Below are 25,262 nucleotides of genomic sequence, written 5' to 3' on the forward strand. Positions count from 1 at the left end.
TTTTTAGGGTCACTCCGGTGATTCATCATCCTTCTCAACAAAAACCAGAGCTGATTTGATAATCCTGAGCCATTCAATGGCATCATCCCGTGATGGTGCTGCAATGGATCCCTGACCCATTATAATGCCATCGGGTTTTATATGGTCCGTTACAAAATAAATCCTTTCAAGGTCCCCTGGATCCTCATCAAAGGCCTCATTCCAGAGTTCCCTTATTGAAAAGGTTTCAAGAAGATTCTTTTCTTCAATTTCAGAAAAACGAGTTTTGAGCTCAGAGTACTGTTCCTCAAGGGCCCTGAGTTTTTCCCTGACCCCCATCAGTTCATCCTTAAGGGAATTCAGAGTCGCCCTCTCAGTCTCGATTTCATCCCTGAGTCTCTTATTTTCCTCTTTAAGGGCGCTGTTTTCAGAGGATAACTCCTCTAACTTCCCATTGCACTCATTGAGCGCATGCTCCATGTCCCTCAGGTCCTTTACACCTGAAATTGTATGGAGCCCGGCCCTTATGATGGCGTTTTCTATTTCTTCCCTTATGAGTTCCGGGTCGAGGTATTCCACGTCGTGACCGTAGGGGAGTTTCATCCTTTCAATGTGCCCGACAATACCCTTCAGGGCTTCGCGGAATTTATCTGCAAGTTCTCTTCCTGTCTGATCAACATCTGTTGCTATAAGGACTATATCAGCGCCCTCAACCGCCTTCATGGCAATCTCGAGGCTTGTTGTCGGCACTATGGATGAGACAGTTATATGGTACTTTGCCCCGAGGGATACCTTCTGGAGCGCCCTTGAAACGCTCTCAACATCAGAGGCTCCCTCAACGATTATCCGCACATCAACAGGGCCCTTATTATCCATTTATTTCAACCTTTGGCCTGTAATTTTCTTGTTCTGCCAGTTATAACGCCTTATACGGCTTGATCTTCCAAAGCCACAGGCGGCGCAGACCTTCTTACGCACGTGGTATGAGTTTTTACCGCAGCGTCTGCATCTTATATGAAGATTCTTATTACGCTTACCAAATGATGGAGTACCTTTCATCTTTTAATCCTCCTAAAACAAGTTCCATTAATGTAAAATTCAGTCTTCCTCAGATATAAATTAGCGTCCCTCAGGGGGATATGTACACTATATTATCTCCACGGATAAGGACGGTTCCAAGCCTCCTTGTGACCTCCCCATCCTCAAGTTCCTCTGCATCGTTGAGCACGAGGTTCATGTGGAGATCAAAGCTCTTTAAAACCCCTCTGAACTCCCTGTCGCCTTTCAACTTGATTATAACAGGGGAGTTCAGTGAATTGCCAAGGGCATCAAGTGGTCTCTGTACATTAACTCTCTGTGAACTCACATCTATCACCTATCCTTAGATTAAGATCTGCCAAGATTATATTTAAACCTAACTGGACATCTGAAATCTTGCGGTCAGATACTCCATTTTTCTATTCTAATAGTATATATAGGTTTCTTACCCCCAGGACCCATAGATCTGCCATGTGTGGGTAAACTGATTTTAATCACCTTAAACATATAATGGTATAATCTGTTTGCCTGTGAAATCTACAGTGAAAGGGTGTGAATGTGAAGGTAAGAAAGAGGTATCATCTGAAGAAAAAGAAGCTCAGGGAGATTAAGGAAGGGCTCGGTGACTATGCCGGGATAATACCCGACAGGGCCACCGTTGAGATCCTGGAAACCGATGATGAAAACCTGATCCTGGTGGATGGCAGGCCCATGGTCATGCTCATCGATGATAAACCCTTCCCCACACTGAAGGGTGCCCTTGGAACTGAAATTAAGAAGGGCTACGTTGTGGTTGACATGGGCGCTGTGAGGTTCCTTGCAAACGGAGCCGATGTTATGAGCCCTGGTATCGTTGATGCTGACCCCATGATAGGGGAGAATGACACGGTCATCGTGGTTGATGAGAAACACCGCAAACCCCTCGCAGTGGGTATAAGCCTTATGAGCGGGCCTGAAATGGTTGAGAAGGATTCAGGGAAAGCCGTTAAAACCATACACTATATAGGGGATAGGATCTGGAATCTGGAGGTCTGAAGGTGGTTCGGCTGAACCTTGACGCGGGGAACATCCTCTCAGAGAAGGTCCACAGGATAGGTGTGATTGCACTGGGCTCCCACCTTGAAAACCATGGCCCTGCACTCCCCATTGACACCGACTCCAAGATAGCATCATACATAGCCCTTGAGGCTGCTCTGCGCACAGGAGCAAGGTTCCTGGGTGTGATCTACGGTGCGGCAGAGTTCCCCTACGTTAAACATGGAATCCACATGGAACCGGAGGAACTGGTTGAGAAGGAACTCAAACCGACTCTCAGGAAGGCCAGAAGACTCCTGAAGCTTGATGCCGTGGTTATCGTGAATGCCCACGGCGGTAACGACCTTGAAGATTACATGGAGGACCTCATGGAGGAACTGGACCTTGAGATCGTCTGGAACAGCAGGATGGTTGAAATTGAGGGCCCCCATGCAGGAAGCGGTGAGTTATCCGCAGGTTTAATCCTTGGAATTGCGGATTTAGGAAGGCTGGATGAATGCAGACCCGAACTTTACCCTGAAATAGGGATGATAGGCCTTAAGGAGGCCCGTGAATCTAACAGGGAAATTGACCGGGCTGCGAGGACCTGTGAAAAGGAGGGTATAAACCCTGACCCTGTCCTCGGCCAGAGGCTGCTTGAAGATGCTGTTGAGAGTGCTGTAAGGGATATAAAGAACCTTCTTGACCTTATTGACTGAAAGGAATCTAGGCCACTCCGATGTCATCGGAGGGTCCGTTGAATACAGCTTCATGATGATACCCTTAAGCAGAACGGCCCTCAGCGTGCTGAAGGAAAGGTACCTTCTGAGGGATGAGAATGGCGATATTGTAGAGACACCCGAGGACATGTTCAGGAGGGTTGCAGGGGCCGTTGCACTTGCAGATGAATTCTATGGTGAGGATGTCAGAAAGGCTGAGGAAACCTTCTATTCCATGATGTCCCGACTGGAGTTTCTCCCAAACTCCCCCACACTCATGAACGCAGGGACATCCATCAACCAGCTCTCAGCATGTTTTGTTCTCCCGGTTCCTGATTCAATTGAGGGCATATTTGACTCGCTCCGGGATATGGCCATAATCCACAGGTCAGGGGGTGGTGTTGGTTTCTCCTTCTCTGATCTGAGACCTGAGGGCGATGTTGTTGCATCAACCATGGGTGTGGCCTCAGGTCCTGTTTCATTTATGAGGATATTTGATGTTGCAGTTGACGTTATAAAACAGGGCGGGCGCAGGAGGGGTGCCAATATGGGTGTTCTGCGGGTTAACCACCCTGACATACTCGGTTTCATAGATGCCAAGACATCCGAGGGACCCCTCAGTAACTTCAACCTCTCTGTCTCCGTACCTGACAGCTTCATGGAGAGGCCTGGCAGAGTCGACCTCATAAACCCGCGGACGGGTGAAACCGTTGACTCCCTTTCCTCAGGGACCATACTGAGGGCGATGGTGAAGGCTGCCTGGAGGTGCGGAGACCCCGGGGTTATATTTGAGGACCGGATAAACCGTTACAACCCCACCCCATCCCTTGGCAGGATAGAAGCCACAAATCCCTGCGTGACAGCAGAAACCATGGTCATGACAGGAGAAGGACCCCTGAGGGTCGCTGAACTCATAGGAAGACCATTCCTTGCTGAAGTGAACGGCTATCTGTACCCGTGCAGTTCAGGTTTCTTTAAGACGGGAGTCCGGGATGTCTATGAACTCAGGACCAGGGAGGGCTGCAGTCTGAGACTGACAGATGACCACAGGATCCTTGTAATGGATGATGGTCCGGTCTGGCGGGCTGCCGGTGACCTTGAAAGGGGTGACCTTCTTGTCATGAACAGTAGGGCGGCTGGGTGGGGTTTATGGAACCATGAACGCAGGGATGAAGTGAATAGCTTCAATGCTGCAGGAAATTCAGGGCACCGTGAACCAATAAATGATAAACAGGAGCTGGTAGAGGCAGTACGCACCACCCTACCTGTTGTGAACCATAAACCAATAAATGATAAACAGGAGCCCGCGACCCATGAAAGTGAAGGATCCATCGGGAACATCCTTCTGGATGAAGATCCAGGTTCCGGTGAAATGATGGTCCTCTCCACCTTCTCCGGACTCAAAAGTAGGGGTGTGGAGGAGGTCTATGATGCAAGTGTCCCAGGCATCAACGCCTTCGCTGCCAATGGATTCCTGGTCCATAACTGTGGAGAGCAGCCGCTCCTCCCCTATGAATCATGCAACCTGGGATCAATAAACCTCGGGTTAATGGCTGGGCCCGGGGGTGTTAAATGGGACAGGCTTGCCAAGACCGTCCACAGGGCCGTGCACTTCCTTGATAACGTGATTGATGTTAACAGTTACCCCCTGAGGAGGATACAGAGGACCACCAGGAGGACCAGGAAGATCGGTCTTGGTGTTATGGGATTTGCCGACATGCTGATAAGGCTCGGGGTGCCCTACAGTTCAGACGCCGCCCTCAGGGTTGCCGGGAGGGTTATGGCCTTCATAGAAAGGGAGGCCCGCAGTGCTTCAATGAAACTTGCAGTGGAAAGGGGTTCCTTCCCTGCATTCTCAGGGAGCAGATGGGACCTTGAGGGATTTGAATGTATGAGGAACGCCACACTGACAACAATCGCACCCACCGGTTCACTCAGTATAATAGCAGGTGTCAGCAGCGGCATTGAACCCCTATTCGCGGTTTCATTTAAAAGGAACATCATGGGCAGGGTTTTTCATGAAATTAACCCCCTGTTGAGGGAAGCGGCCCTGAGGGAGGGCCTTGACACCGGGACCCTGAAGAGGATAGTCTCAAAGGGAACGCTCAGGGACATGCCCGGCGTACCTGAATCAATGAGGAGGCTATTTGTCACCGCCCATGAGATAGACCCCGTCTTCCATGTTAAAATGCAGGCGGCCTTCCAGAGACACGTTGATAATGCCGTCTCAAAAACAGTTAACCTCCCGGAGAATGCAACACCCTCAGACGTTGAAAGGGTGTTCATGGCGGCATACAGACTTGGATGTAAGGGTGTGACCGTCTACAGGTATGGCAGTAAAAGGAAGGAGGTTCTCCAGTTTCCAGAGTATGCAGGTTCCTGCAGGGATATGACATGTCCCAATTAGAGAACATGAACGAATATCCTGAATCAGTTGTAAGATGGGAGGATTATTAGAAGGTGATAAAATGGACACCATATAACCTTCATAATCCTCCACCTTCCATTTTATTACCCGTGGTTTATAAAGATATCGGGGGCGGCTAGAAGACCGCCGGTTCACTCATGGGAATAGTTTCAGGCTGTAACAAGGTAAACAACAAAATCCCCGTTTTCATAGACCTTCCTGAGGTATGGATATTCAAGTCTATCTACCCGGGTCTTGCTGCCATAGAACAGGAAGTTATCCCTGGCCCTGAAGGTGAAGTTCCCATCAGCCTTCAGTCTCCTGTCAAATACAAGGTACTTTATTCTCTTCTCATGGAGTTTGGATGGTTTCAGTGCATCGGGATCCGTGAACAGGATGGGGTTAACCTTCTGATCAGAGTATGCCGCGACAAAACCCATGGTATAGTAGTTAGAAAATGCTGCGACTCCTCCCTGCTCCCTGAACCATTCTGCAAGTTCATACTCAGACTCGGATGGGGGGGCTATCTGTATACGCCCATAGGGCGTCATTGCACCATAATCAGCTGTCTTTGGAGATGTTATGTGTGCATATCCCTGGAAGAGTGCCACAAAGAGGACTGATACGAAAAATATTCCTGCAGCCACCCTGCTCTTCCTCTCGATGATCCCTGAACAGTATCTGAGTCCCGCTGCCCCCAGGATGCTGAGGGGGATCATCATGTAAATGAGGACCCTGTAGGATATAACATTGATACCGATGTAGTATCCCTTTGAGAGTATCAACATGGAAAGGATCCATGATACTATGAAAAGGTCCCTTAAACCTCGTTTTCTGACTGCAGCGACCAATCCAGGAATTGAGAGGAGGGCAGTAAGGTAACCGAATGCACCGGGGTAATGCAGAATACTCATACCCCTTGAAAACTGAAGACCCGTGCTCACACCACCAGCTCCACCCGTACTCTTAACATAAAGGGCCGGAAGCCACCAGATGGATGCTATGATGATTCCTACGATTAAAAATGCAAGGTAGCCGGTGGCCGTCCTCTTAAGAGCACACACACTACCTGAAACAATATTCGCGACTGCAACTGCAGCTGTTATTAATGTAACAGAAAATACAAGGCACACAGTTGCTGCAGGATGTATAAGTGCAACGGTGCCCATGAGAGCCCCTGATAAAAGGGCGGATACTAATCTATCCCTTTCCTCCCTGAAAAACTCATAGTACATGTAGATACTGAAGGGAAGTATAATGAGGGCCATGTTCTCGGGTATGGGTGAGACGGATCTTACGGCAACGGAGCCTGAGATGAAGAGTATCCCTGCGGCCAGACCAGTATACCTGTCCTCATAGAACCTGGAAGCCACGATGGTAACCGATAGGACTATTGCTGAGATTAGAACAGGCTGCATGAACCTGGCGGCCTCGAAGAGACCTGTCTGAAGGATATATGATACAAGGATCAGGGTGAGGTGGAAGATTGGAGGATAATTGATTATATTTCCTGAAGGAGCATTATAGAGAGGATCATGCAACGTCAGCCCCTCCAGCATGTAAACCCTTGCAAGGTGTATGTGGTAGTATATATCCCATCCAATGGGCCACTGATACCTCACCGTGACGAGGATTCCTATTATAAATGCGCATAATGCTGGTATAATATAAAGGAACTTACCATGGTCTCTATTTAACATGATGACACCTTCCAGAATGCTGACTTAAATATGGATATGGACTCCATATAAAATTACATCATGAGCAGATACTGATGAGATCCTTGCAGAATTCCTGCAGATATGGACTCCATATAAAATTGCATCATGAGGCAGCATTAATTGAAAGATGATGTGTGGAGAGAAAAATAAGGCAGATTATCATATCCGCCCCATCTCTATACCCCTTATGATCCTTGAACACTCCCTTACAGTCTTTTTCTTCCGGAATGCTGATGCAATCCTTTTAACCGCCTCAAGGGTCCGTACGGTTGAGTCAAGCCAGCTGAATATATCCCCTGGATAGGCCTGGATCTGATATCCTGATAGAAGTCCCCTGCTTATATCAGCAGGGTCCTCCCCCCTCAGCCTCCTGTCTATTATATGACGGGACAGTTTACTCTGGATACAGCCACAGAAGGGCCTTTCCCTGCACTCACATGATAGGAAGTCCATCTGAAGTTTCAGAACAGCCTCCTGGAGTCTGCTATCCAGTTTAACAAGGTTATCCCCCCCTGAGAGTATGTCAAGGGTTGAATCTGCCATCAGCCTCGTTGAAAATTTAGCCTTCACTGCCTGACTCAGCTTCCTGTGGAGTCTCCCTGAAAGGTACGCTGATGTGAAGGGTTCCATTTCAAGGGCAACGTCAAGGGGGTTCCCCTGGAGGTTTGACCTGATGTACTCGGCGTCCCCTGGTTTGATGAAGGACCTTGATACGGCCATACCGTAGGGTGTGACCTCAATTCCACTCTCTGTGGTGATCATACCATAGGATTCAAGGATTTCAAGGGCTCTTCCGGGTTCAAGGATCCATGAGCCATCCCCCGAGATATCGGACCTCCTCCTGAGTGCCCCTGAACTTACATCTGCAAGGATGTGTTCAAGAACATCCTCCTCAGAATAGTGGACATCAACAGGGTCCGGTCCGCTTTCAAGGAGTTCAAGGGCCTTCACCTCCTCTGTTTCTCCATCAAATTCCATTCCAGCCTCTGCAAGGACATATACAATTCCCCTGTCATGATAGGATGGCCTCCCGGCCCTTCCAAGCATCTGTGAAAACTCGTTGGCCGTCAGCCACCGGTTACCCATAAGGAGCGTCTCAAAAATAACCTGTGATGCTGGAAAATCAACTCCAGCTGCAAGGGCGGCTGTTGTTACAATGGCAGCAAGCTTCTGGGAGGCGAACGCCTTCTCTATCCTCTGCCTTTCCCTGTAGGATAGACCCGCATGGTAGGCAGCTGCACTGACCCTGTTCCTTGTAAGGTATTCTGCAATGAGCCTCGTCTTCCTCCGTGAGTTTGTGAAGATTATGGTCTGGCCATGGAATCCTCTCTCTGACTTCAGGGAGAACTCCCGCTCTGCAAGCCTGAGTATGAGGTTCTTCTTCTCCTCAGGGCTCCTTGAAAATACAATGTGCCTCTCAAGGGGTACGGGTCTTCTATCATACTCAACGAGTCTCAGACCAAAATCCGAGGCTATCTCCTCAGTGTTCTTCACGGTTGCAGAGAGTGCTATGATCTGGGCCTCAGGGAATAACCCCTTTATCCTCCTTATCATCCCGTTAAGCCTCGAACCCCTCTCCTCATCCTCAAGGGTGTGTATCTCATCCACCACAACCACCCCTACCCTGCCAAGTCTCTCAGCCCCTCCTGACCTCAGGATATAATCAAAGCCCTCATAGGTACCCACTATGATGTCAGAAGATGACGGATCGGTTTCCGGAATCTTCAGTTCTTCACGGGCCCTTATCCTGCTCATACCAACCTTTATGGCTGTTTTAAGACCGAGACGTGAGTATCTCCCCTTAAAGTCCCTGTATTTCTGGTTTGCCAGTGCCACGAGGGGTGTGAGGTATATGAACCTTTCACCGGCCATTGCCCGGGGTATGCCTGCAAGTTCACCTATTAGTGTCTTTCCACTTGCAGTTGCAGATACCACCATGAGATCCTCACCCTCAAGGAGGCCCGAATCAACCGCAAGTACCTGCACCGGCCTCAGTACACGGTTACCCTCCCTTTTAAGTATCCTTATGAATCCCTCGGGAATCCCCAGTTTATCCACCGGGACCTGTGGTGTCCTGTCAGCCCCTGAGGTGACCGTATCATAGAGGGTTAATCTCCTGTTATCAAGGGGGTCAAAACGGGGTGATATGACCTCAAGGACCTCCTCGAGGGGTATCCCCCTCCTGATGAGCCTCCTGAGATTCCTGTATACCAAGACATCAAGGCCCGAGTACCTGAGTTCCCTCTTGATCACCTCATCAACGCACCTTGAGCATATCCTCTGGCCGGAGTACACCGTTGATGACCTTGAATTCACAACAGTAACGTACCCCTCATGGAGGCAGTGCTGGCAGACCCTTGTGTGCCTGTACCTGATACCGTAGGCTGATAGGAGTTCCTCGAGTTCCTCATCATGGCCCGTGAGGAAGACTGCCTGTTTCTTCATCAGTTTAAGTGCCTCTGAGGGTTTCCTGAGGCTTTCCTTCCCATCCCTTTCTATGGTGAACCTCGCTATCCTTGGACCGGACCCTGTCTTCTGGACCTTTAACCTCCCCCAGAATGGGGGTTTCCTGCGGGTGTTGAGGGCTCCGCTGGGTTTTCCTGCAGGGATAAAATCAACTGACCTTTTTCTCCTGTTTAAAATTATCATTCTACCGCTCAAGAAAAAAATATTAGGTTTCCTTCTTCTTTAGAAGCTCAACTGCCATTTCACGGAGTTTGAACTTCTGGACCTTCCCGCTTGCAGTCAGTGGGAACTCATCCACAAAGAACACGTGCTTGGGGACCTTGTACCTTGCTATCCTCTGGATCGCATAGTCCCGGACGTCCTCTTCAAGGAGATCCGCGTCATCCTCCTTTATGATGAAGGCCCCTACTATTTCACCGTACTTCTCATCGGGTATACCGACTACCTGCACGTCCTTTACACCCGGCATGGTGTGGAGGAATTCCTCGATCTCCCTGGGGTAAATGTTCTCGCCGCCGCGGATGATCATGTCCTTTATACGGCCCACGATTGAGTAGTAGCCGTCCTCATCCATCACCACAAGGTCTCCGCTGTGGAGCCATCCATCCTCGTCTATGGCCTCGGCCGTCATCTCGGGCATCTTGTAGTAGCCCTTCATGACGTTGTAGCCGCGGCAGCAGATCTCACCCGGCTCTCCGGGTCCAAGTTCCTCCCCGGTCTCGGGGTCAACTATCTTGACCTCTATGTGGGGGAGGGGTGTCCCCACGGTTTCGACACGTTTCTCTATGGGGTCATCAACACTTGTCTGTGTGAATACAGGTGAGGCCTCTGTGAGTCCGTAGGCTATGGTTACCTCCTTCATGTTCATGTCGTTCATGACGCGTTTCATTGCCTCGATGGGGCATGGTGAACCTGCCATGATCCCTGTACGGAGTGATGAGAGGTCGAACATGTCAAACATCGGGTGTGTGAATTCTGCTATGAACATTGTGGGAACGCCGTAGAGGGCCGTGCACTTCTCCTTCTCAACAGCTGCAAGGACCAGGAGGGGGTCGAAGAGTTCTATCATGACCAGGGTGCCTCCATGGGTAAGGATGGCCAGCACACCCAGCACTATCCCGAAGCAGTGGAAGAGGGGGACCGGGAGGCAGAGCCTGTCCTCCTCTGTGAACCTCTGTCTCTCACCGATGTAGTAGCCGTTGTTGAGTATGTTCCTGTGTGTCAGCATGACCCCCTTGGGGAACCCTGTTGTCCCTGAGGTGTACTGCATGTTGATCACATCCGTGTTCCTGAGTTCTGCAGCCGCCTCCTCAAGTTTACTGTCAGGGACGTGTCTTCCAAGGAGCATGAGTTCGTGGGTGTTGTACATTCCCCTGTGTTTCTGGGCGCCTATGTAGATGACGCTCCTGAGTTCAGGGAACCTTTCACTCCTGAGGTGGCCCCTTTCATGGGTTTTAAGTTCAGGGACGAGCTCGTAGAGTGTCTGAATGTAGTCAACATCCCTGAAGCCATCTATGATTGCTATTGCCTTCATATCAGACTGTTTCATGACGTATTCCAGTTCATGGCTCCTGTAGGCTGTGTTTACCGTTACAAGGACGGCGCCGATCTTTGCTGTTGCAAAGAGAAATGTGAGCCAGTCCGGAACGTTAGTGGCCCAGATACCCACGTGGTCGCCCTTCTTTATTCCTATAGACAGGAGGCCCTTGGCCATGAGGTTGACCCTGTCATTGAACTCCCTGTAGGTGAATCTAAGGTCCCTGTCTGGGTAAACTATGAATTCCTTATAAGCGTACCTTTCAACCTGTTTTTCAAAAAATTCTCCTATTGTATCCTCTGTGAAAACCATAAATCCACCCTTTCATTCCTCTACAAGGTGTTCCTCCAGCTGAGCCCTTATCTCTGGAGGTATCGGTTTCTTCTTCTGCTCGATGAAGTCATAGTGAACGAGGACCGCCCTGCCCCTTGCCTTGAGCTCTCCGTCCTGCCAGGCTTCATGTCCGATGGTGAAGGATGAGTTTCCGATATGGGTTATGTAGCTTCTGATCTCAACGTCGCTCCCGTAGTACATCTGTGCAAGGAAATCGAACTCTGTCCTTACGAGGATGAGTTTCCATTTCTCATAGCTGAGGTCCAGGTCCGGTGTGAACATCCTGAATATGGGGTTCCTTCCCTTCTCAAACCATACTGCAAGAACAGTGTTGTTAACGTGCCTGAGTCCATCAATATCCCCGAAGCGGGGTGTTACTGTTATTTTGAACATCCTATCATCCATCTAGAATGGTGTGTAAACAACTGCCAGTATCCTTGCCTTTTCTTCTCCTGCTGCATGGAGGTGGTGCGGTACTATGGAGTCGTAGTATATGCTGTCACCGGCCTGGAGGGTGTAGGTGTCCTGGCCGTAGATTACCTCGATTTCACCCTCAAGGACGTAGATGAACTCTTCACCCTCATGGGATGATAGTTTGAAGTCGTCCTCATGGATTTCAACGTCTATGATGAAGGGTTCCATGTGCCTGTCACTTTTGCCTGCTCCCAGGGAGTGGAAGTTGAGGTTGCTTGATCCTGTTTCATCTTCACGTCCTGAGAAGTGTATTACCCTCCGGGTCTTACCCTTCCTGACTATGATGGGTTCATCCTGTATCCTGTCATCAAGGAGCGTTCCAAGCCGGACTCCGAGGGTCCTTGAGATCTTTATGAGGGGTGTCAGTGAGGGGAGAACGTCGCCCTCCTCTATTTTACTTATGAGTTCCTGGTTAACACCACTTCTCTCTGCGAGTTCCTGGATAGTGATGTTCTGGTTATCTCTGAGCTGTTTTATTCTCTCTCCTACCGTGTTCTCGGGCACGCAATCACCTTAAAAATTTGCATCTGAATTAATATTCTGGGATAATCCCTTTAAAAAAATTGCTGTTGGACCCTAGTCCGTGTTCCAGCGGGTGTTATTGCGGGATTTAGTGGTGTTTATGTATATCAGTTCCTGGGTTTCATTGGCTGTTGTGTTGTTTGTGATGTTCATGACGTGTTTCCTGAGGGTTACCGGCTGGAAGCCAGGGTTACCGGCTGTTTCAATGCGTTCTTCCGCCGGGAGGATCTGGGTGGGGATTTCAACCGCAAAGGATGGCTTCAGAACCATGCATACCGATGATGAAAAGCCATAGGCAATCAGTGCAATCATGAGAACCGCGAATAATCGTCCCCTCTTTGTTGAATTCAACTTAACACCTCTTTAAGATTCTATTGACTTTATTGTATTTTAATGTTGGCTTCAGACGGTATGTTAGGAGGCGACTCTGACTCTAGTCTTAAATATCTAATCCAATAGAGGAACATAAAGGTGACTGTCATGAAGAGGATCACTGCTGTTATCAGGCGAGAGAAACTTGAGGATGTTAAGTATGCCCTTGAACTTGAGGGTATAGAGGGGATGACGGTTACGGATGTGAGGGGAAGGGGCCAGCAGATGGGGATAAGGGAGAGCTATCGTGGAATGGATTACTGTGTTGATCTTCTTCCCAAGGTGGAACTTGAGATCGTTGTAGATTCAGGGGACCTTGAAAGGGTAGTTGAAACAATAATTGAGAATGCCAGGACAGGGGATATAGGTGATGGCAAGATATTCATATCCGATGTGGAGGATGTTGTGAGGATAAGGACTGGTGAAAGGGGAGAAAAAGCCATCTGACACGTAAGCATAATAGAGGTTAATTAATTTCATTAGTCTTCTATTTTATCTGAATATATTAATTTTTATTGAATCATATTCTGAAAATATAATTAGAGAATACCGAAAGGTTTATATAGAATTATCACCCACCATCATACTGTCGGAAGATTGCTTCTGCTTTCCGGTATTGATTTGGTTAAGGAGGAATTTAATGGACGCGGTATTAAACTCAGGGGACACGGCCTGGCTGCTCATATCAACAGCCCTTGTAATGCTCATGACAGTTCCAGGCGTTGCTCTCTTCTATGGGGGTTTAACAAAAAAAGAAAACGTTTTAAACACGATGTTCATGTCACTGATAGCCTTCTCAGTGACAAGTCTCATATGGGTCCTCTACGGCTACCAGTTTGCCTTCGGACCTGATATAATGGGATTCATAGGAAGTCCCGTGAATCTTTTCATGAACGGAATAGGAGTTGAGAACCTCGCGGAACTTGCACCAACAGTCCCAAGCTTCATCTACATAACATTCCAGCTAACCTTCGCTGCAATAACAATAGCACTGATATCAGGTGCGGTTGTTGAAAGGATGAAATTCTCAGCATGGCTGGGTTTCATAGTACTATGGGTAAGCCTAGTATATGTCCCTGTAGCCCACTGGGTGTGGGGTGGAGGATTTCTGGCCCAGCTGGGAGCACTTGACTTTGCAGGGGGTACGGTTGTCCATATAAACTCAGGTATGGCTGCACTGGCACTTGTATACCTCCTCGGTAAGAGAAAGGACACAAGACTGCTGCCACACAACCTTGGATACTCAGTTATAGGCGCTGCACTGCTATGGTTCGGCTGGTTCGGTTTCAATGCAGGATCAGCCCTGACAGCAGGAGGACTGGCTGCATCAGCATTCCTTGTGACCAACACGGCTGCAGCCGCGGGTATGGTATCATGGGCAATTCTTGACTACCTTAAAACAGGTAAAGCCACCGTACTTGGCGGTATATCAGGCGCAGTTGCGGGTCTGGTTGCAATAACACCTGCAGCAGGATTTGTAACAGTACCTGCAGCGATAATCATAGGGCTTGCAACAAGTATAGTATCATACCTTGCAGTATCATACCTCAAACCAAGGGTAGGATATGATGATGCCCTTGACGTCTTTGGTATACATGGAATGTCAGGTATATGGGGTTCAGTTGCAACAGGACTCTTCGCAGCCCCCTTCATAAATGAACTTGGAACAGGGCTCTTCTACGGTAACCCAGGACAGCTCACAGCACAGGTAATAGCAGTTGCCGTGGTGGCCGCATACTCATTCATAGTAACACTGGTGATAGGTAAAATCCTTGACATTGCAGTAGGTCTCAGGGTAAGTGACAGGGAAGAGATAGAGGGTCTTGACACCAACCTCCATGAGGAGTCAGGTTACCGAATTTAGGTGATAGTATGAAGGAAATAGTTGCCATCATAAGGCCTGAAAAACTTGAAGAAGTTAAAAACGCCCTTGAAGAAGCAGGATGCCATGGAATGACGGTTACAGAGGTCAGGGGACGGGGAAGGCAGCTCGGCGTAACAGAGAGTTACCGTGGAAGGGACTACAGGATAGACCTTCTCCCGAAAACAAAGATCGAAATAGTTGTCAACGATGAAGAAGTCGACAGGGTGATTGAAACAATAGTCAAAAACGCCCAGACCGGGGACATAGGTGACGGGAAGATATTCATATCCAGTGTGGAGGATGTTGTGAGGATAAGGACAGGTGAAAGTGGTAAAAAAGCTGTTTAAAAGTATTTTATATTCTTATTCTTTCTTTTAATTTTTCAGGGACAAAAAAGAAACCTTTTTACCATCCATATACAGACATATGAACAAAAAGGATTACATAACTTGAGGTACATCACACCATTTATACTGATATTCATTCTCATAACAGTTTTTACCAGTGCAGGTGCCAACACAACTGAGAACACCACCGCAGAGAATGTAACCATTAAAAATACAGGAAACAATGCACTGATTCAGCCAATGGCAACTGAAGCCTCTATTACCATAAACCCTACCTACCTTGATCTTGGAACAGTGGAGCCAGATGGTATCGAAAGAAGCTACTATGAGGTTACATTTTTAACCGCATCCCAGAGAGGCCAGCTTAGATTATACGTTTATTCAGAATCAGACAGTCTCATGAGTACAGATAACCAGGAAATACCCATATCAAACCTAAAGTACAGCATAAATTATAACAGCCCATATGGACTGATAGTGGTGGAAAAAAAATCATTCACAACCACACCCTACCTGTTCTGGCAGAGAAATGGAAATACAGAGGTGGAAATACCAATCAATTACCATATAACAGTTCCACCCTTCATAGATCCAGGTACATACAGCACCAGAATCATATACCAGGCAATCTAAAAAAAATTAATTTTAGGGGAGACTACCATCCCCTGTCCTGCATCCTGGCCTCATCAGGGATCTCACTGATTTCAAGGCCCCTCATCGCGGTTCCAAGGCCCCTTGAAACCTCCGCTATAACCTCGGGATCATCATAGTGAGCTGTTGCCTCAACTATGGCCCTTGCATAACCCTCAGGGTTATCTGACTTGAATATACCTGAACCCACAAAGACGCCGTCTGCACCAAGCTGCATCATGAGGGCCGCGTCTGCAGGTGTTGCCACACCCCCTGCTGCAAAGTTAACCACAGGAAGCTTACCAAGCTTTGCTGTTTCCCTGACAAGTTCAAGGGGTGCTTCAATCTTTCTTGCGAATTCCCAGAGCTCCTCTTCCTCCTTGTTCCCTATCTCCCTGATCTCACTCATCATTATCCTCATGTGCCTTACGGCTTCAACGATGTTACCTGTCCCTGGTTCGCCCTTGGTCCTTATCATGGCAGCCCCCTCATCTATCCTCCGGAGTGCCTCGCCGAGGTTCCTTGCACCGCAAACAAATGGAACGGTAAATTTTTTCTTATCAATGTGAAAGCGTTCATCCGCAGGGGTTAAAACCTCACTCTCGTCTATCATGTCAACACCGAGGGCCTCCAGGACCTGGGCCTCAACGAAGTGTCCTATCCTTACCTTGGCCATGACAGGTATGGACACCGCGTCCATTATCTCCTGGACCTTGTTGGGATCAGCCATCCTTGCAACTCCACCTGAGGCCCTTATATCAGCGGGGACCTTCTCAAGGGCCATGACAGCGACTGCACCGGAATCCTCTGCAATGGCTGCCTGTTCAGCGTTCACAACGTCCATTATAACGCCGCCCTTGGTCATCTTTGCAAATCCTTTCTTGAGTACTTCTGTACCATGCAGCATGATCAATCTCCTCCATTAGAATAATCATTAACATTTATGAATGTCGGTCTTTAAATAGCTATTGCGGATCCCAAAATATTTAAGTGGACCCCTCAACATATAAATGTAAAAACTGGCGTGGTTGAAATGGTTGCCGGAACATTCACAGGATCAGTAATCTACTCACATGGAATCCCAGCAGTCCTTGGATTCATCAGCATGCTGCTCATATGTAACGGGGTCATGGATGAAAACAGGGAACAGTTACTTGGGGGTGTGGGTCTCTTCTTTGCAGCGGGACTCCTCCCATTCATCATACTGCCCCTCATCCTCGGGATCTGATCCCGGGTAAACGGTTTATTATCATGCACAAAGTCAGCTCTTTTTAAATTTTACCTTCAAGTTTTCCCGTGGCCATCATTGAGGCGAATCTACCTGCATCCAGTGGCCCCGCCCGCTGCCTCATATAGACGTAAGCCGCCATGTAGGTATCCCCCAGGCCCGTTGGTTCAAGTTCCCTGACTGCCTCCACAGCCTTTACCTCCATTAAACGGCCCCTGCGGTATATAAAAGAACCCCTGCTTCCTCGGGTCACCACAGCCTCATCAACATGTTCACCCATGAGCATAAGGGCCCTTCTCCTCTCATCTGCTATTACTCCAAGCTCATTCACATCAAGAAAGACCGCATCTGAACAGTCAAGGACACTCCAGATTTTCCTGCTGAATCCAAGTGAAACACCAGGGTTCCCCTGGAATCTGAGGTAGCCCTGCAGTCCCGTGTAGAGGCTGTGCCCTTCTCCCAGAAATTTAAGGGTGCTGATGGGTATGTCCGATGGCAACAGTGGCCCTGCAAGGACAGCGGTCCACCCCTCTCCCGCCATCTCCACAATATCATCTACATATAAAGGGTTTTCAGCAAAGTTTGATCTCTGGATCCTGTCATCAGGGTCCCCGTCACTGTATATGTTCTCAAATTCAACCGTTGCCTCCCTGTATACAGGGATGATTTCAGTGTCCTCTGGAAAAGCCTCAAGGAGGTGAAGATCCTCCTCTGCAATGGTCACGACGGCGGTGTGCTCCACCCCGAGATAGGACAGGAGCCTTGCGTAATAGTATACAGCTCCACCTGTCCTTAACGATACCCTCTCCCCCCTTATTATCCGGTCCCTGCTCACGGGGCCGATAAGGAGGTATCTCTCTCCTGCCTTCAACCGGGCATCAACCTCCCCTCATGGAGCGCCCTTCCAGCAAGGACCCTTCTAACCCCCATGGCCTCAAGTTCAGGGATCTCCTCAGGTAGCACGCCTCCCCCAGGGACGATCCTGTCAATGAGCGGCCTGAAGACCTCAAGGAGTTCCCTGTTAAACCCTGCACCCGTACCCACCGAGCTGATATCAAGGAGTATTATGTCACCGGTCTCCATCCCGAGGAGTCTGTCCCTCAACTCCTCAAGTCCAAGGTCAATGCCGGCTGAGTAGAGCTCCATGTCCTTCACATCAACGCTTATCACGGTCCTTGAAGGCGGGTACCTTCTGATTATCTCTTCAAGTTCCTCAAATGATGATAGGGTTTCGGTTGCAGCCACAACCATGGAAGCGTGTTCAAGGAAGAATCCGAATGTTTGAGAATCCTTAACCCCCGCATCAAGGATTACCGGGAGCACATGGTTCACCCTCCCCACCACATCAAGGTTGTGGCCTTTACCTTCAATGGCGTCAAGGTCAGCTATGTAAACCGATCCTGCACCCATGGCCTTCAGGGAGAGGGCTATGCTCACAGGGTCCGGTGTGTCTGAGAAGACCGTCTCAAGGGGCCTGTAGTTTTCACGTTCACCTGATTTACCGGATACTGCCATTCCATTCATAAGGTCAAGGACGGGTATGATCTCCATGGTATCACCGTAACTTATAGTATAATCTGGTAAGGAATAAAATATGCTCGCCATCACCTCAGACGATGAACAGAACACTATCTGCTCTGAAGAGATAAAAATAGTTTTGATCCAGAAAAAAACCTTTTCCAGCGAAAAAAGGAAGGGGGGAATCTCTAACCCTGCACCATGATGAGTTTACCTGTCTTTGGGTCCCTGTAGACGGTTCCCATCTCAACGAAGCCCTGACCTGAACCCGAACTGGTCTGGGGTGTGTCGTTGAGTTCCTGGCCCCTCTGGACCTCCACCGCCTTCTTCATGGCCTCCATGGTCTCCTGCCTCTCCTGTGGTGTCATGTCTGCAAAGACAACGTTCTGCATGTTCCAGGAGAGCACAAGGAATATGAGGAATCCGACTGAGAGTACCAGCATTGCATCAACAAGGTTTGCGCTCCCTGCCATTGGATCCTCTTCATTTTGATCCGACAGGAGTCTTCGCCGGCGCCTCAGCGGCATTCTCCATCACCTCCAGTACAGCTTCGGCCATGGTCTCAAGGTTTGACATGTACTCCTCGTACCATCTCCTCCTGACCTTGGAGATGACATAGGCTATACCACCGGATGCGAGTCCAACGACCGTTGTATCGAATGCTATTATGATGGCTTGTGCCAGTGTGTTTATGTCACCCGCCCCGAGGGCTGCAAGGCCGGGGCCCATGGGGATGAGGGTACCCATCAACCCGAGGGTCGGGCCAAGCCTTGTTACTATATCCGTCTTCTCAAGGCTCTTGGCAGCCCTGAGCTCCTCATTCTCTATGAGTTTCCTTGCAAGGGCCTCCCTTGACTTTGTTCCAAGATTTTCTGTGTTTACAATGTCCCTTAGAACATCCTTCTGGCTCTGGGGTATGTTCATTGAATCAACAACTTCCATTATCCTTTCAGGTGTCCCCGGGTTTGATATTGACTTTATGGCGGATTCTATTTCCTTCACATCTGTCCTTATCCTTCCGGAGTACTCTGAGATCATGCCACCCAGTGTTACTATGGCGTATACCATGAATGCCAGAAGCCCTGCTATAACAGGTATGAGGAGGCTCTGGGAGACAACGTGCAGGGCACCGCTAAGTATTTCACTGCCTGGTACTGCAACCATACTAATTCACCTCTCATTCTATAAAAGTGCTTTTTTTCTTGTTAAGGTAGATTCCAAGTCCTATAAGTGCCAGTGTCCCCAGGACAACGTAGATAATCGTATCTATACCCGGCACCGTGAGGGGTGTCATTTTCATTGTCATGACACTGTTGACATTTGGAAGTACGATGGCGGCCGTGAGGAAGTAAAGGCCTGCAAACAGCATGAAGTTACCTAGGAGTACAGGGTAAGGTTTATCTATGGCCCTGGAGATTCCATTGGCAAAGATATAGAAGAATGCTATGAATGCTGCGAGTATGACGCCTGAATATTTGCCGAGGGTCACCGCTGAAACACCGATTATGGGTGAGATGAGTATTATGCTGACCAGCACCGCCCCGAAGCAGCAGGGGCATGGAGCCACCATTGCAACGCATGCCGTCCTTGCAGTGTCCCGCCGGTGTTCCTTCCATTCACGGAGGGTGTGTACACCTGCAAATATGAGGATCGCTGCCATGATTATGGTTATCAGTGAACTGTAGGTGTTGAAGAATCCCTGAACTGAGCTGATGTATGCGTTTGCAAGGGCCGATAGACCAAAAACTCCAAGACCGTATCCTGCTGTTACAAGGGCCGCCATCTTCTTTGAGAGTCCGGCAAATCCCATTGCCAGCCCAATTTTAACTCCAAATATCAGGAGAACCGAGAGTATTCCAGCCTGCCATAGTAGGTTTGCAATGTCCATGATCCACACCTTCTCTTTCACATAGCATTTATGATTAATTAGTATATAAATTAAATTATTACTCAAACCAGGAATCAGAGCATGAAGTTAATACTCCCATCTGGAAGAACCCGAAACCTTATTCAATCAATTTTTATAAAAAATAAAATAAAACTGATATTTATATTTTCCGGAAAAAATTGGTGAAGGAGGTATTCACCTCCTTCCAGGTCCAAGGAAGTAGCCCACTCCTACAAGGGCAAGTAGCGCCACAATACCTATGACTCCGTAAACAGGGAAATCCTGCTTCTCATTTAGTGTTTCAGGAGTCTCTTTAACCTCATAGGATTTCTGTGGACCTGTTCCACCTTCTGAAGCACCTGCCGACGAACCTGATTCCATTCCTGCGGATGCTGCTGAAGCACCTGCTGACGAACCCGTCATTCCACCTGACGAACCACCAGGTGATGGGTTTACAGGACCCGTGACAGGACCCGTAACTGGATTTTCACCAGGATCCAAAGCAGGTTCAGGGGCAAATACCGCCGCACCGGTTGCTGCATACAGTGCTGATGTGAATTTCCCTTTAACATCGGCGGACATGTACTGGCTCAGCCACTTCATGAGCTCCCTGTCACCACAGATTGACCCTGAACATGAAACACCATGCTCAGCCACATAGGATCCAAGGGCCTCTGCAATGTAGGCGAGTTTCTGTGGACTGGCATCCCACTGGCCCCTGTTCGCCATCTCAGCAAAGTGGGCCAGGATATCCATTGCAGCGTAGGGGTTCCTTGAATAGGCCACGCTGATTCCAAGGTTATACCTGTCTGCAACAACTGCATCGAAGTATGCGTCCCAGAAGGCGCTGTCAAGTAGATCCGGTACGGTGTACTCCCATCCCACAAGGTGGGAAGTGTACTTCGCTATGGTCCTTGGCCCGGAGTAGCCCTCACTGAGGATGCTCCTTATCCACTCAGGGTTGAGGTACCTTGTCCTGTACTCCATCGCTATGAACTGCTTCAGGGTCATGACTGCCGGGTTTGCCGGGTTGGAGTACCTGAGCACATAGAGATCAGGGGCCCTTCCATTGTTCATCATTTCAATGGCCATTGAAAGTCCGCCAAAGTAGTCGAAGTAGTCGTCGTTGTCAGCCACCCCATACAGATTCGTGCTCCTGCTGTGGTAAGCCGTCTGAACACCCTTCAGGAGTTCTTTAAATGTATCCGGCATTGAAACACCCCAGGAACGTTCACTGTAGGCGTGGCTCATCCTGTTGAAGTAGATCTCTGCAAGTTCGCTCCTGTCATTCCAGGTCCATGACATCTCGGCGCCCTTACTGACACCCGCACCATAGTCACCCACAGGCGGGGCGAAGATCCTTGTAATGGCTATTTCACCGGCCTCTGTTGCGTTCAGTCCCATGGCCATGTATTTCAGGGTATCGCTGATCCAGTGCTTTGCGATGTAATTGGTATCCAGTGACTCGTTGCCCCTGAAGTTGGTGTACTTTGCATCAACAAGGGTCTGGAGCACGTAGTCCAGGGATGTCCTGAGTTCCGGGTGCTCCTCAACAATCCTGCTGTATGAGGCTGCAAGGGCAACCCTGTAGGCCCTGTCCATGTTTATGAGGAGCCTCGGGAAGAGGTCCCTGAAGAGTCCGCTGGTTGTTACAATCGGGTCCACCCTGGGTCTTTCTGTCAGAGCAGGGAGCCCTGAAGCCGCACGTACCGTGTTGAGATCCGTGAGTAGCTGTGATAGTGGTGTTGCCTTTATGTTTCCAGCCGAACCCGTTGATGACCATGTTGGCTCCACACCCATGAGTCTGAGTACGAAGGATACCATTGTACCGTCATCACGGACAGTTTCAACACACCATACAACGGCAGCCACCTTCTCAGGTATGACATCGAACTGTGCAAGTGCCATGTCAGCCAGCCTCTTACCCAGGTTCCATGCCGTCCTTGTCGGCATGAGGTTCTCTGATACCGCATAGAAGTTACTGCCTGTTGGAAGTGCCAGGGGGTTCCTGATGGGGTCATTACCTGAACGTGGTGTTATGAACCCTCCGTTAAGGGCATCGAGAAGCGAGTTCATCTCTGAACCGAAGCTCTGATTTATAAGGTCAGCGTATCCCTTTGCCCTGTTAAGGAGTTCTATTATCTGTGCATCGTCTGTTAGGGTCTCAGGTGCTCTTCCCCTTATTATCTGGAGTATCCAGTCCACTGTCCTGTTGTTAACCTCATCTGCCTGGATCGCCGTGAGTTTATCGAAGTCCAGACCCATACTGGAGGCTATAAGCCTCTGTAGCGAAGGGCTGGATGGTCCTCCGTCTGCGGATACTATGGCTGCTGCAAGCAGAGCCACCTCCTCATCGGTCCAGGTAAGGCCGAATGTATGTAGCCCGACAGGCATGAGGGTCTGCTGGAGCATCACAAGGTAGTCATCAACCTTTTCAACGTCGTCCTCTGTGAAGTTTTCAGGGTTTATGTTGATCTCCGGGGCGATGTTTAGCTTTATAACCATGTTCCTTATGGACTCAAGGTACTCAGCCTTAAGGGGGCTTGCATCCGGTGTTCTTGAGTAGGTGTCTATCAGTGAACTGAGTTCGAGGAGGTCACCGTAGAGCTGGGTTGTCTTAAGTGGTGGTGTTAGATGGTCAACTATAACGGCGTATCCCCTTCTCTTGGACTGTATGCCCTCACCCACACCGTCAACGATGTATATGTATACTGAGGGCTTTGTACCGGCACATATCTGTGAGAAGTCAAAGCTGCTCAGGGCTACCTGTTTCCTCGGGAGCCACTCGTAGGTTGCGTGTCTTCCAATGTGGACCTGTGCATCGGCATTGAAGACCGTGTTAACCCATGCGTACCATGCAAGGTACTGGTGTGGTGGTGCAACGACCGTGCTGTGGTAGAGCTTCTCAACATCCGCCTCCCAGCCACGCTGGGGCTCCGGTCCTATGAAGACGTTGCCAAAGAGTATACCTGGAATTACGATGTACTTCTTACCGTTCCTTTCAACCGTCATGATGTTTCCCGGTGCCTCGCCCCATCCGTTGAATCCAGGGACTGAAAGGCTCTGGAATTCATTCTTAAACTGATAGAACAGGTTCCATGATGCTTCAGTGCTCTTACCAGTCTTTGCATTCTCCAGAACTGCTTTAAGTGCTTCTGTCATATTCCCTATCAGTCTAACTGCCTGCTGTGCCTTTTCAGGGTAACTGTTTGCAAGGGATATCATCTCTGAGGTCCATTTATCGATGGTTTTGATGGCTGCGGTGTATGCCGTGTCACTTGATATGTAGTCAAGTGCAAGTCTGACCATCTCTTCAATGTAGCCCACGGGTCCCTCGATTACCTGTTTACGGGCAACCGGGTTGAGGGTCTGGAACCATGCATAGTACTCATCAGCGTCCCAGAGTATGACCTGGGGTTCATCTGCAAGCCTTTCAAGTTCACCGGGTGCCCAGATGGCAACGTTAATGCCCCTCTCAACCAGGAGTCTGACAAGGTCATCAGCCGTTGAAGGGAACCCTGAAACACTGTACCCTGCGCTCTGCAGTGCCTTAAGGATTTCAACTATAGTCTCCGGGACGTTGAGGTAGCTTGCACCTATGTTGCCCTTTCCCGGTGGATAGTTGTAGTATATGAGTGCTATCTTCTTCTCAGAGTTGGTGAGGTACTTCAGCCTGACCCAGTTACCGATCCTGTCTGCAAGGTAATTCATCTGCTCCTCTATCGGAGTGTATGCGACGATTTCAACCCCTGTTACCGGGTCAATGCTCTTTGCGGGTGCTGCGACGAAGATGGGTTCAATGATCCCCTGTGTCTCGGGTATCGCTATCTGGTAGTAGGTGTCGCTCCAGAGCAGCCCGTCATCCGAGAGCAGCCATTCACCCTCCTCCCTCTTGGTTGATATCATGGCCCTGAAGACAGGCACATTCATCTTCTCAAGTAGAGCAGCGGTCTGATTGACGAATCCTGAGCCAAGGGTGAATGTTGTGAAGCTTACAAGGGCATCTATCCTGTACCTGTAGTAATCAGGGTTTGCCTCGTATTCTGCTGCGGTGACAACCCTTGATGGGTCTGCCGGGTCGTAGGTGAAGAACTTGACCATGGCTGAGTAGATGTTTAGTGGCTGTGTCCCGTTAACACCTGAATAGGCACCCACCACGGGTATGACATTCATTCCACGTTCAGTGAGTTTTGCTATTATGCTGTCAAAGTGGGCCATGTCCCCTGAGAGGAGTACGCTGTCGAGTCCCGCGATTCCAATGGTGGGCCTTGATGGGTCAAGGGGGTATGCTGCAAGGTACTCTGCGAGGCTGGTGAAGACCCTGCCGTCCCTGTAGAGCATCTCTGCAGGGAGAGTTACGGGTGCTGATGGTTCCCATGCTGAGGGCCAGGTCCCTCCATTCATCACCGTGAAGTTCTTGAGAAGGAGCTTGAACTGGTTTTCATAGTTGATGGTCCCCTTCTTTGCATAGTAGAGACCGTAGGCTACCCATGGGGCAAGCTGGGGGTATGTGTTCACGTATGCCATTAGACGGGCTTCATTGGAGTTTTTAAGGTCGTACAGGATTGTGTTTTTTGTGTCGGTGTTTCCTATGACTGATGATGGAATACCGTCAAATATTCTGACTCCTTTTATCTGTGACATGCTGGTAAGGTCAGGGTCGCTTTCAAGGACCATGAATATCTTGTTTGGCTTGTTGGATGCTATTTCAGGGTAGGCATTCATGACGTTCCTGAAGTTTCCTGAGTCAAAGAGCCACTCTGCAATCACTATATCTGCGGATTCTATAAGCGCCCTGAGTTCCTCGGGGTTCATGCTGGCTATCTGCGCTGTGGTCCTCACCTCAAAGCGTACCGTCCATGTAGATTTATTCCCTGGATCGTAACCCGGCTGTGATGGATTTATGAGGTCCATGACCTTCTTTGCAGCGTCATTGGTCATCTTGGAACTTGTAGATGAATGTATCACAAGCACCACAGGGTCTTTAATCTGATCCGTGCCATTTACTGTCAAAGGATCTGTATCAACCTCCGTACTGTTGTCTGCTGCTGCCACGGTCTGGCAGAGCATTGCCATGAGAAGAACTGCTGTTACTGTCATCAGATGTTTTCTCATAACTTTTCACCTCCCTTCATTTTTTTATTCAAATAGTATTATGCTGTAATCATAGAAAAACATTTATTATTATTAAATCAGGGATATATA

At 49.1% G+C, this 25,262-nt stretch carries 24 protein-coding genes; 8 read left to right on the forward strand and 16 right to left on the reverse strand.

Features of this window, described 5'->3' with window-relative positions; genetic code table 11:
• Positions 1-9: 9 nt before the first annotated feature.
• The 3 genes from FZP57_RS04880 to FZP57_RS04890 form a co-directional block, all read right to left on the reverse strand.
• Positions 10-855 carry a toprim domain-containing protein gene (locus FZP57_RS04880; RefSeq protein WP_074359023.1) on the reverse strand — a complete coding sequence of 282 codons (846 nt, stop codon included), beginning with the start codon at positions 853-855 and terminating at the stop codon, positions 10-12.
• The gene (locus FZP57_RS04885; RefSeq protein WP_074359024.1) at positions 856-1,038 is read right to left on the reverse strand and encodes a 50S ribosomal protein L37e; all 183 of its coding nucleotides are present in this window, start codon (positions 1,036-1,038) and stop codon (positions 856-858) included.
• 70 nt (positions 1,039-1,108) lie between these two features.
• A complete protein-coding gene (locus FZP57_RS04890; protein WP_013295846.1) occupies positions 1,109-1,345 on the reverse strand; it encodes an LSm family protein in 237 nt (78 codons plus the stop codon).
• A 224-nt stretch (positions 1,346-1,569) separates the two neighbouring features.
• On the opposite strand from FZP57_RS04890, the gene FZP57_RS04895 reads away from it, so the two are divergent.
• Genes FZP57_RS04895 through FZP57_RS04905 form a run of 3 tightly spaced genes read left to right on the forward strand, consistent with a single transcriptional unit; the run spans position 1,570 to position 5,157 of the window.
• Entirely contained in the window at positions 1,570-2,052 is a 483-nt protein-coding gene (locus FZP57_RS04895; protein ID WP_191215998.1) for a DUF1947 domain-containing protein, read from the forward strand.
• Between the two features lie 2 nt (positions 2,053-2,054).
• Entirely contained in the window at positions 2,055-2,750 is a 696-nt protein-coding gene (gene arfB, locus FZP57_RS04900; RefSeq protein WP_074359026.1) for a 2-amino-5-formylamino-6-ribosylaminopyrimidin-4(3H)-one 5'-monophosphate deformylase, read from the forward strand.
• Positions 2,743-5,157: a ribonucleotide reductase N-terminal alpha domain-containing protein gene (locus tag FZP57_RS04905; protein ID WP_191215999.1), complete on the forward strand. Its 2,415-nt coding sequence runs from the start codon at positions 2,743-2,745 to the stop codon at positions 5,155-5,157. The genes arfB and FZP57_RS04905 overlap by 8 nt, the downstream gene beginning before the upstream one ends.
• A gap of 170 nt (positions 5,158-5,327) precedes the next feature.
• On the opposite strand, the gene FZP57_RS04910 is transcribed toward FZP57_RS04905, so the two are convergent.
• From FZP57_RS04910 to FZP57_RS04935, 6 genes are all read right to left on the reverse strand, one after another.
• Positions 5,328-6,857, reverse strand: a complete 1,530-nt coding sequence (locus FZP57_RS04910) for a hypothetical protein (protein WP_191216000.1) — start codon at positions 6,855-6,857, stop codon at positions 5,328-5,330.
• Between the two features lie 180 nt (positions 6,858-7,037).
• Entirely contained in the window at positions 7,038-9,527 is a 2,490-nt protein-coding gene (locus tag FZP57_RS04915) for a DUF5814 domain-containing protein (protein ID WP_074359027.1), read from the reverse strand.
• A 22-nt stretch (positions 9,528-9,549) separates the two neighbouring features.
• Entirely contained in the window at positions 9,550-11,193 is a 1,644-nt protein-coding gene (locus tag FZP57_RS04920) for an AMP-binding protein (RefSeq protein ID WP_191216001.1), read from the reverse strand.
• Positions 11,194-11,205: 12 nt separating this feature from the next.
• Complete coding sequence (locus tag FZP57_RS04925) at positions 11,206-11,607, reverse strand: thioesterase family protein (RefSeq protein WP_074359763.1); 402 nt, start codon at positions 11,605-11,607, stop codon at positions 11,206-11,208.
• 12 nt (positions 11,608-11,619) lie between these two features.
• Complete coding sequence (locus FZP57_RS04930) at positions 11,620-12,192, reverse strand: helix-turn-helix domain-containing protein (RefSeq protein WP_074359029.1); 573 nt, start codon at positions 12,190-12,192, stop codon at positions 11,620-11,622.
• Between the two features lie 72 nt (positions 12,193-12,264).
• Complete coding sequence (locus FZP57_RS04935) at positions 12,265-12,561, reverse strand: hypothetical protein (protein WP_074359030.1); 297 nt, start codon at positions 12,559-12,561, stop codon at positions 12,265-12,267.
• A 129-nt stretch (positions 12,562-12,690) separates the two neighbouring features.
• Here FZP57_RS04935 and FZP57_RS04940 point away from each other — a divergent pair, with 129 nt between their 5' ends.
• The 4 genes from FZP57_RS04940 (at position 12,691) to FZP57_RS04955 (ending at position 15,426) form a co-directional block, all read left to right on the forward strand.
• A complete protein-coding gene (locus FZP57_RS04940; RefSeq protein WP_074359031.1) occupies positions 12,691-13,029 on the forward strand; it encodes a P-II family nitrogen regulator in 339 nt (112 codons plus the stop codon).
• A 193-nt stretch (positions 13,030-13,222) separates the two neighbouring features.
• Complete coding sequence (locus FZP57_RS04945) at positions 13,223-14,446, forward strand: ammonium transporter (protein WP_074359032.1); 1,224 nt, start codon at positions 13,223-13,225, stop codon at positions 14,444-14,446.
• Between the two features lie 8 nt (positions 14,447-14,454).
• A complete protein-coding gene (locus tag FZP57_RS04950) occupies positions 14,455-14,793 on the forward strand; it encodes a P-II family nitrogen regulator (protein ID WP_191216002.1) in 339 nt (112 codons plus the stop codon).
• A gap of 102 nt (positions 14,794-14,895) precedes the next feature.
• Positions 14,896-15,426 carry a hypothetical protein gene (locus FZP57_RS04955; protein ID WP_191216003.1) on the forward strand — a complete coding sequence of 177 codons (531 nt, stop codon included), beginning with the start codon at positions 14,896-14,898 and terminating at the stop codon, positions 15,424-15,426.
• A 22-nt stretch (positions 15,427-15,448) separates the two neighbouring features.
• On the opposite strand, the gene pdxS is transcribed toward FZP57_RS04955, so the two are convergent.
• Positions 15,449-16,330, reverse strand: coding sequence for a pyridoxal 5'-phosphate synthase lyase subunit PdxS (pdxS, locus tag FZP57_RS04960; protein WP_074359035.1), 882 nt, complete (start codon positions 16,328-16,330; stop codon positions 15,449-15,451).
• 126 nt (positions 16,331-16,456) lie between these two features.
• Between pdxS and FZP57_RS04965 the strand changes: the two genes are divergently transcribed.
• Positions 16,457-16,651 carry a hypothetical protein gene (locus tag FZP57_RS04965; protein WP_074359036.1) on the forward strand — a complete coding sequence of 65 codons (195 nt, stop codon included), beginning with the start codon at positions 16,457-16,459 and terminating at the stop codon, positions 16,649-16,651.
• Positions 16,652-16,694: 43 nt separating this feature from the next.
• Here the strand turns inward: FZP57_RS04965 and FZP57_RS04970 are convergent, their stop codons facing one another.
• The 6 genes from FZP57_RS04970 to FZP57_RS04995 all read right to left on the reverse strand — a co-directional run bounded on the left by FZP57_RS04970 (position 16,695) and on the right by FZP57_RS04995 (position 25,172).
• On the reverse strand, positions 16,695-17,522 hold the full coding sequence (locus tag FZP57_RS04970; protein ID WP_191216004.1) for a PfkB family carbohydrate kinase: 828 nt from the start codon (positions 17,520-17,522) through the stop codon (positions 16,695-16,697).
• Positions 17,519-18,202, reverse strand: coding sequence for a HisA/HisF family protein (locus FZP57_RS04975; RefSeq protein WP_074359038.1), 684 nt, complete (start codon positions 18,200-18,202; stop codon positions 17,519-17,521). The genes FZP57_RS04970 and FZP57_RS04975 overlap by 4 nt, the downstream gene beginning before the upstream one ends.
• Before the next feature lie 155 nt (positions 18,203-18,357).
• Entirely contained in the window at positions 18,358-18,696 is a 339-nt protein-coding gene (locus FZP57_RS04980; protein ID WP_074359039.1) for a DUF2149 domain-containing protein, read from the reverse strand.
• Positions 18,653-19,333, reverse strand: coding sequence for a MotA/TolQ/ExbB proton channel family protein (locus FZP57_RS04985; RefSeq protein ID WP_191216005.1), 681 nt, complete (start codon positions 19,331-19,333; stop codon positions 18,653-18,655). The genes FZP57_RS04980 and FZP57_RS04985 overlap by 44 nt, the downstream gene beginning before the upstream one ends.
• 13 nt (positions 19,334-19,346) lie before the next feature.
• Positions 19,347-20,057: a DUF2162 domain-containing protein gene (locus tag FZP57_RS04990; RefSeq protein WP_191216006.1), complete on the reverse strand. Its 711-nt coding sequence runs from the start codon at positions 20,055-20,057 to the stop codon at positions 19,347-19,349.
• A 195-nt stretch (positions 20,058-20,252) separates the two neighbouring features.
• Positions 20,253-25,172: a cobaltochelatase subunit CobN gene (locus FZP57_RS04995; RefSeq protein WP_191216007.1), complete on the reverse strand. Its 4,920-nt coding sequence runs from the start codon at positions 25,170-25,172 to the stop codon at positions 20,253-20,255.
• Positions 25,173-25,262: the final 90 nt, after the last annotated feature.

Source organism: Methanothermobacter sp. THM-1 (assembly GCF_009914355.1).
GTDB classification, from domain to species: domain Archaea; phylum Methanobacteriota; class Methanobacteria; order Methanobacteriales; family Methanothermobacteraceae; genus Methanothermobacter; species Methanothermobacter wolfei.

Bases quoted from the DNA above. Each gene is read 5' to 3' on its own strand.
- FZP57_RS04950 (WP_191216002.1), top strand. From the start codon at position 14,455: ATGAAGGAAATAGTTGCCATCATAAGGCCTGAAAAACTTGAAGAAGTT.
- FZP57_RS04945 (WP_074359032.1), top strand. From the start codon at position 13,223: ATGGACGCGGTATTAAACTCAGGGGACACGGCCTGGCTGCTCATATCA.
- FZP57_RS04975 (WP_074359038.1), bottom strand. From the start codon at position 18,202: ATGGAGATCATACCCGTCCTTGACCTTATGAATGGAATGGCAGTATCC.
- FZP57_RS04920 (WP_191216001.1), bottom strand. From the start codon at position 11,193: ATGGTTTTCACAGAGGATACAATAGGAGAATTTTTTGAAAAACAGGTT.
- FZP57_RS04990 (WP_191216006.1), bottom strand. From the start codon at position 20,057: ATGGACATTGCAAACCTACTATGGCAGGCTGGAATACTCTCGGTTCTC.
- FZP57_RS04980 (WP_074359039.1), bottom strand. From the start codon at position 18,696: ATGCCGCTGAGGCGCCGGCGAAGACTCCTGTCGGATCAAAATGAAGAG.
- FZP57_RS04910 (WP_191216000.1), bottom strand. From the start codon at position 6,857: ATGTTAAATAGAGACCATGGTAAGTTCCTTTATATTATACCAGCATTA.
- FZP57_RS04925 (WP_074359763.1), bottom strand. From the start codon at position 11,607: ATGTTCAAAATAACAGTAACACCCCGCTTCGGGGATATTGATGGACTC.
- pdxS (WP_074359035.1), bottom strand. From the start codon at position 16,330: ATGCTGCATGGTACAGAAGTACTCAAGAAAGGATTTGCAAAGATGACC.
- FZP57_RS04985 (WP_191216005.1), bottom strand. From the start codon at position 19,333: ATGGTTGCAGTACCAGGCAGTGAAATACTTAGCGGTGCCCTGCACGTT.
- FZP57_RS04995 (WP_191216007.1), bottom strand. From the start codon at position 25,172: ATGAGAAAACATCTGATGACAGTAACAGCAGTTCTTCTCATGGCAATG.
- FZP57_RS04885 (WP_074359024.1), bottom strand. From the start codon at position 1,038: ATGAAAGGTACTCCATCATTTGGTAAGCGTAATAAGAATCTTCATATA.
- FZP57_RS04880 (WP_074359023.1), bottom strand. From the start codon at position 855: ATGGATAATAAGGGCCCTGTTGATGTGCGGATAATCGTTGAGGGAGCC.
- FZP57_RS04940 (WP_074359031.1), top strand. From the start codon at position 12,691: ATGAAGAGGATCACTGCTGTTATCAGGCGAGAGAAACTTGAGGATGTT.
- FZP57_RS04915 (WP_074359027.1), bottom strand. From the start codon at position 9,527: ATGATAATTTTAAACAGGAGAAAAAGGTCAGTTGATTTTATCCCTGCA.
- FZP57_RS04965 (WP_074359036.1), top strand. From the start codon at position 16,457: ATGGTTGCCGGAACATTCACAGGATCAGTAATCTACTCACATGGAATC.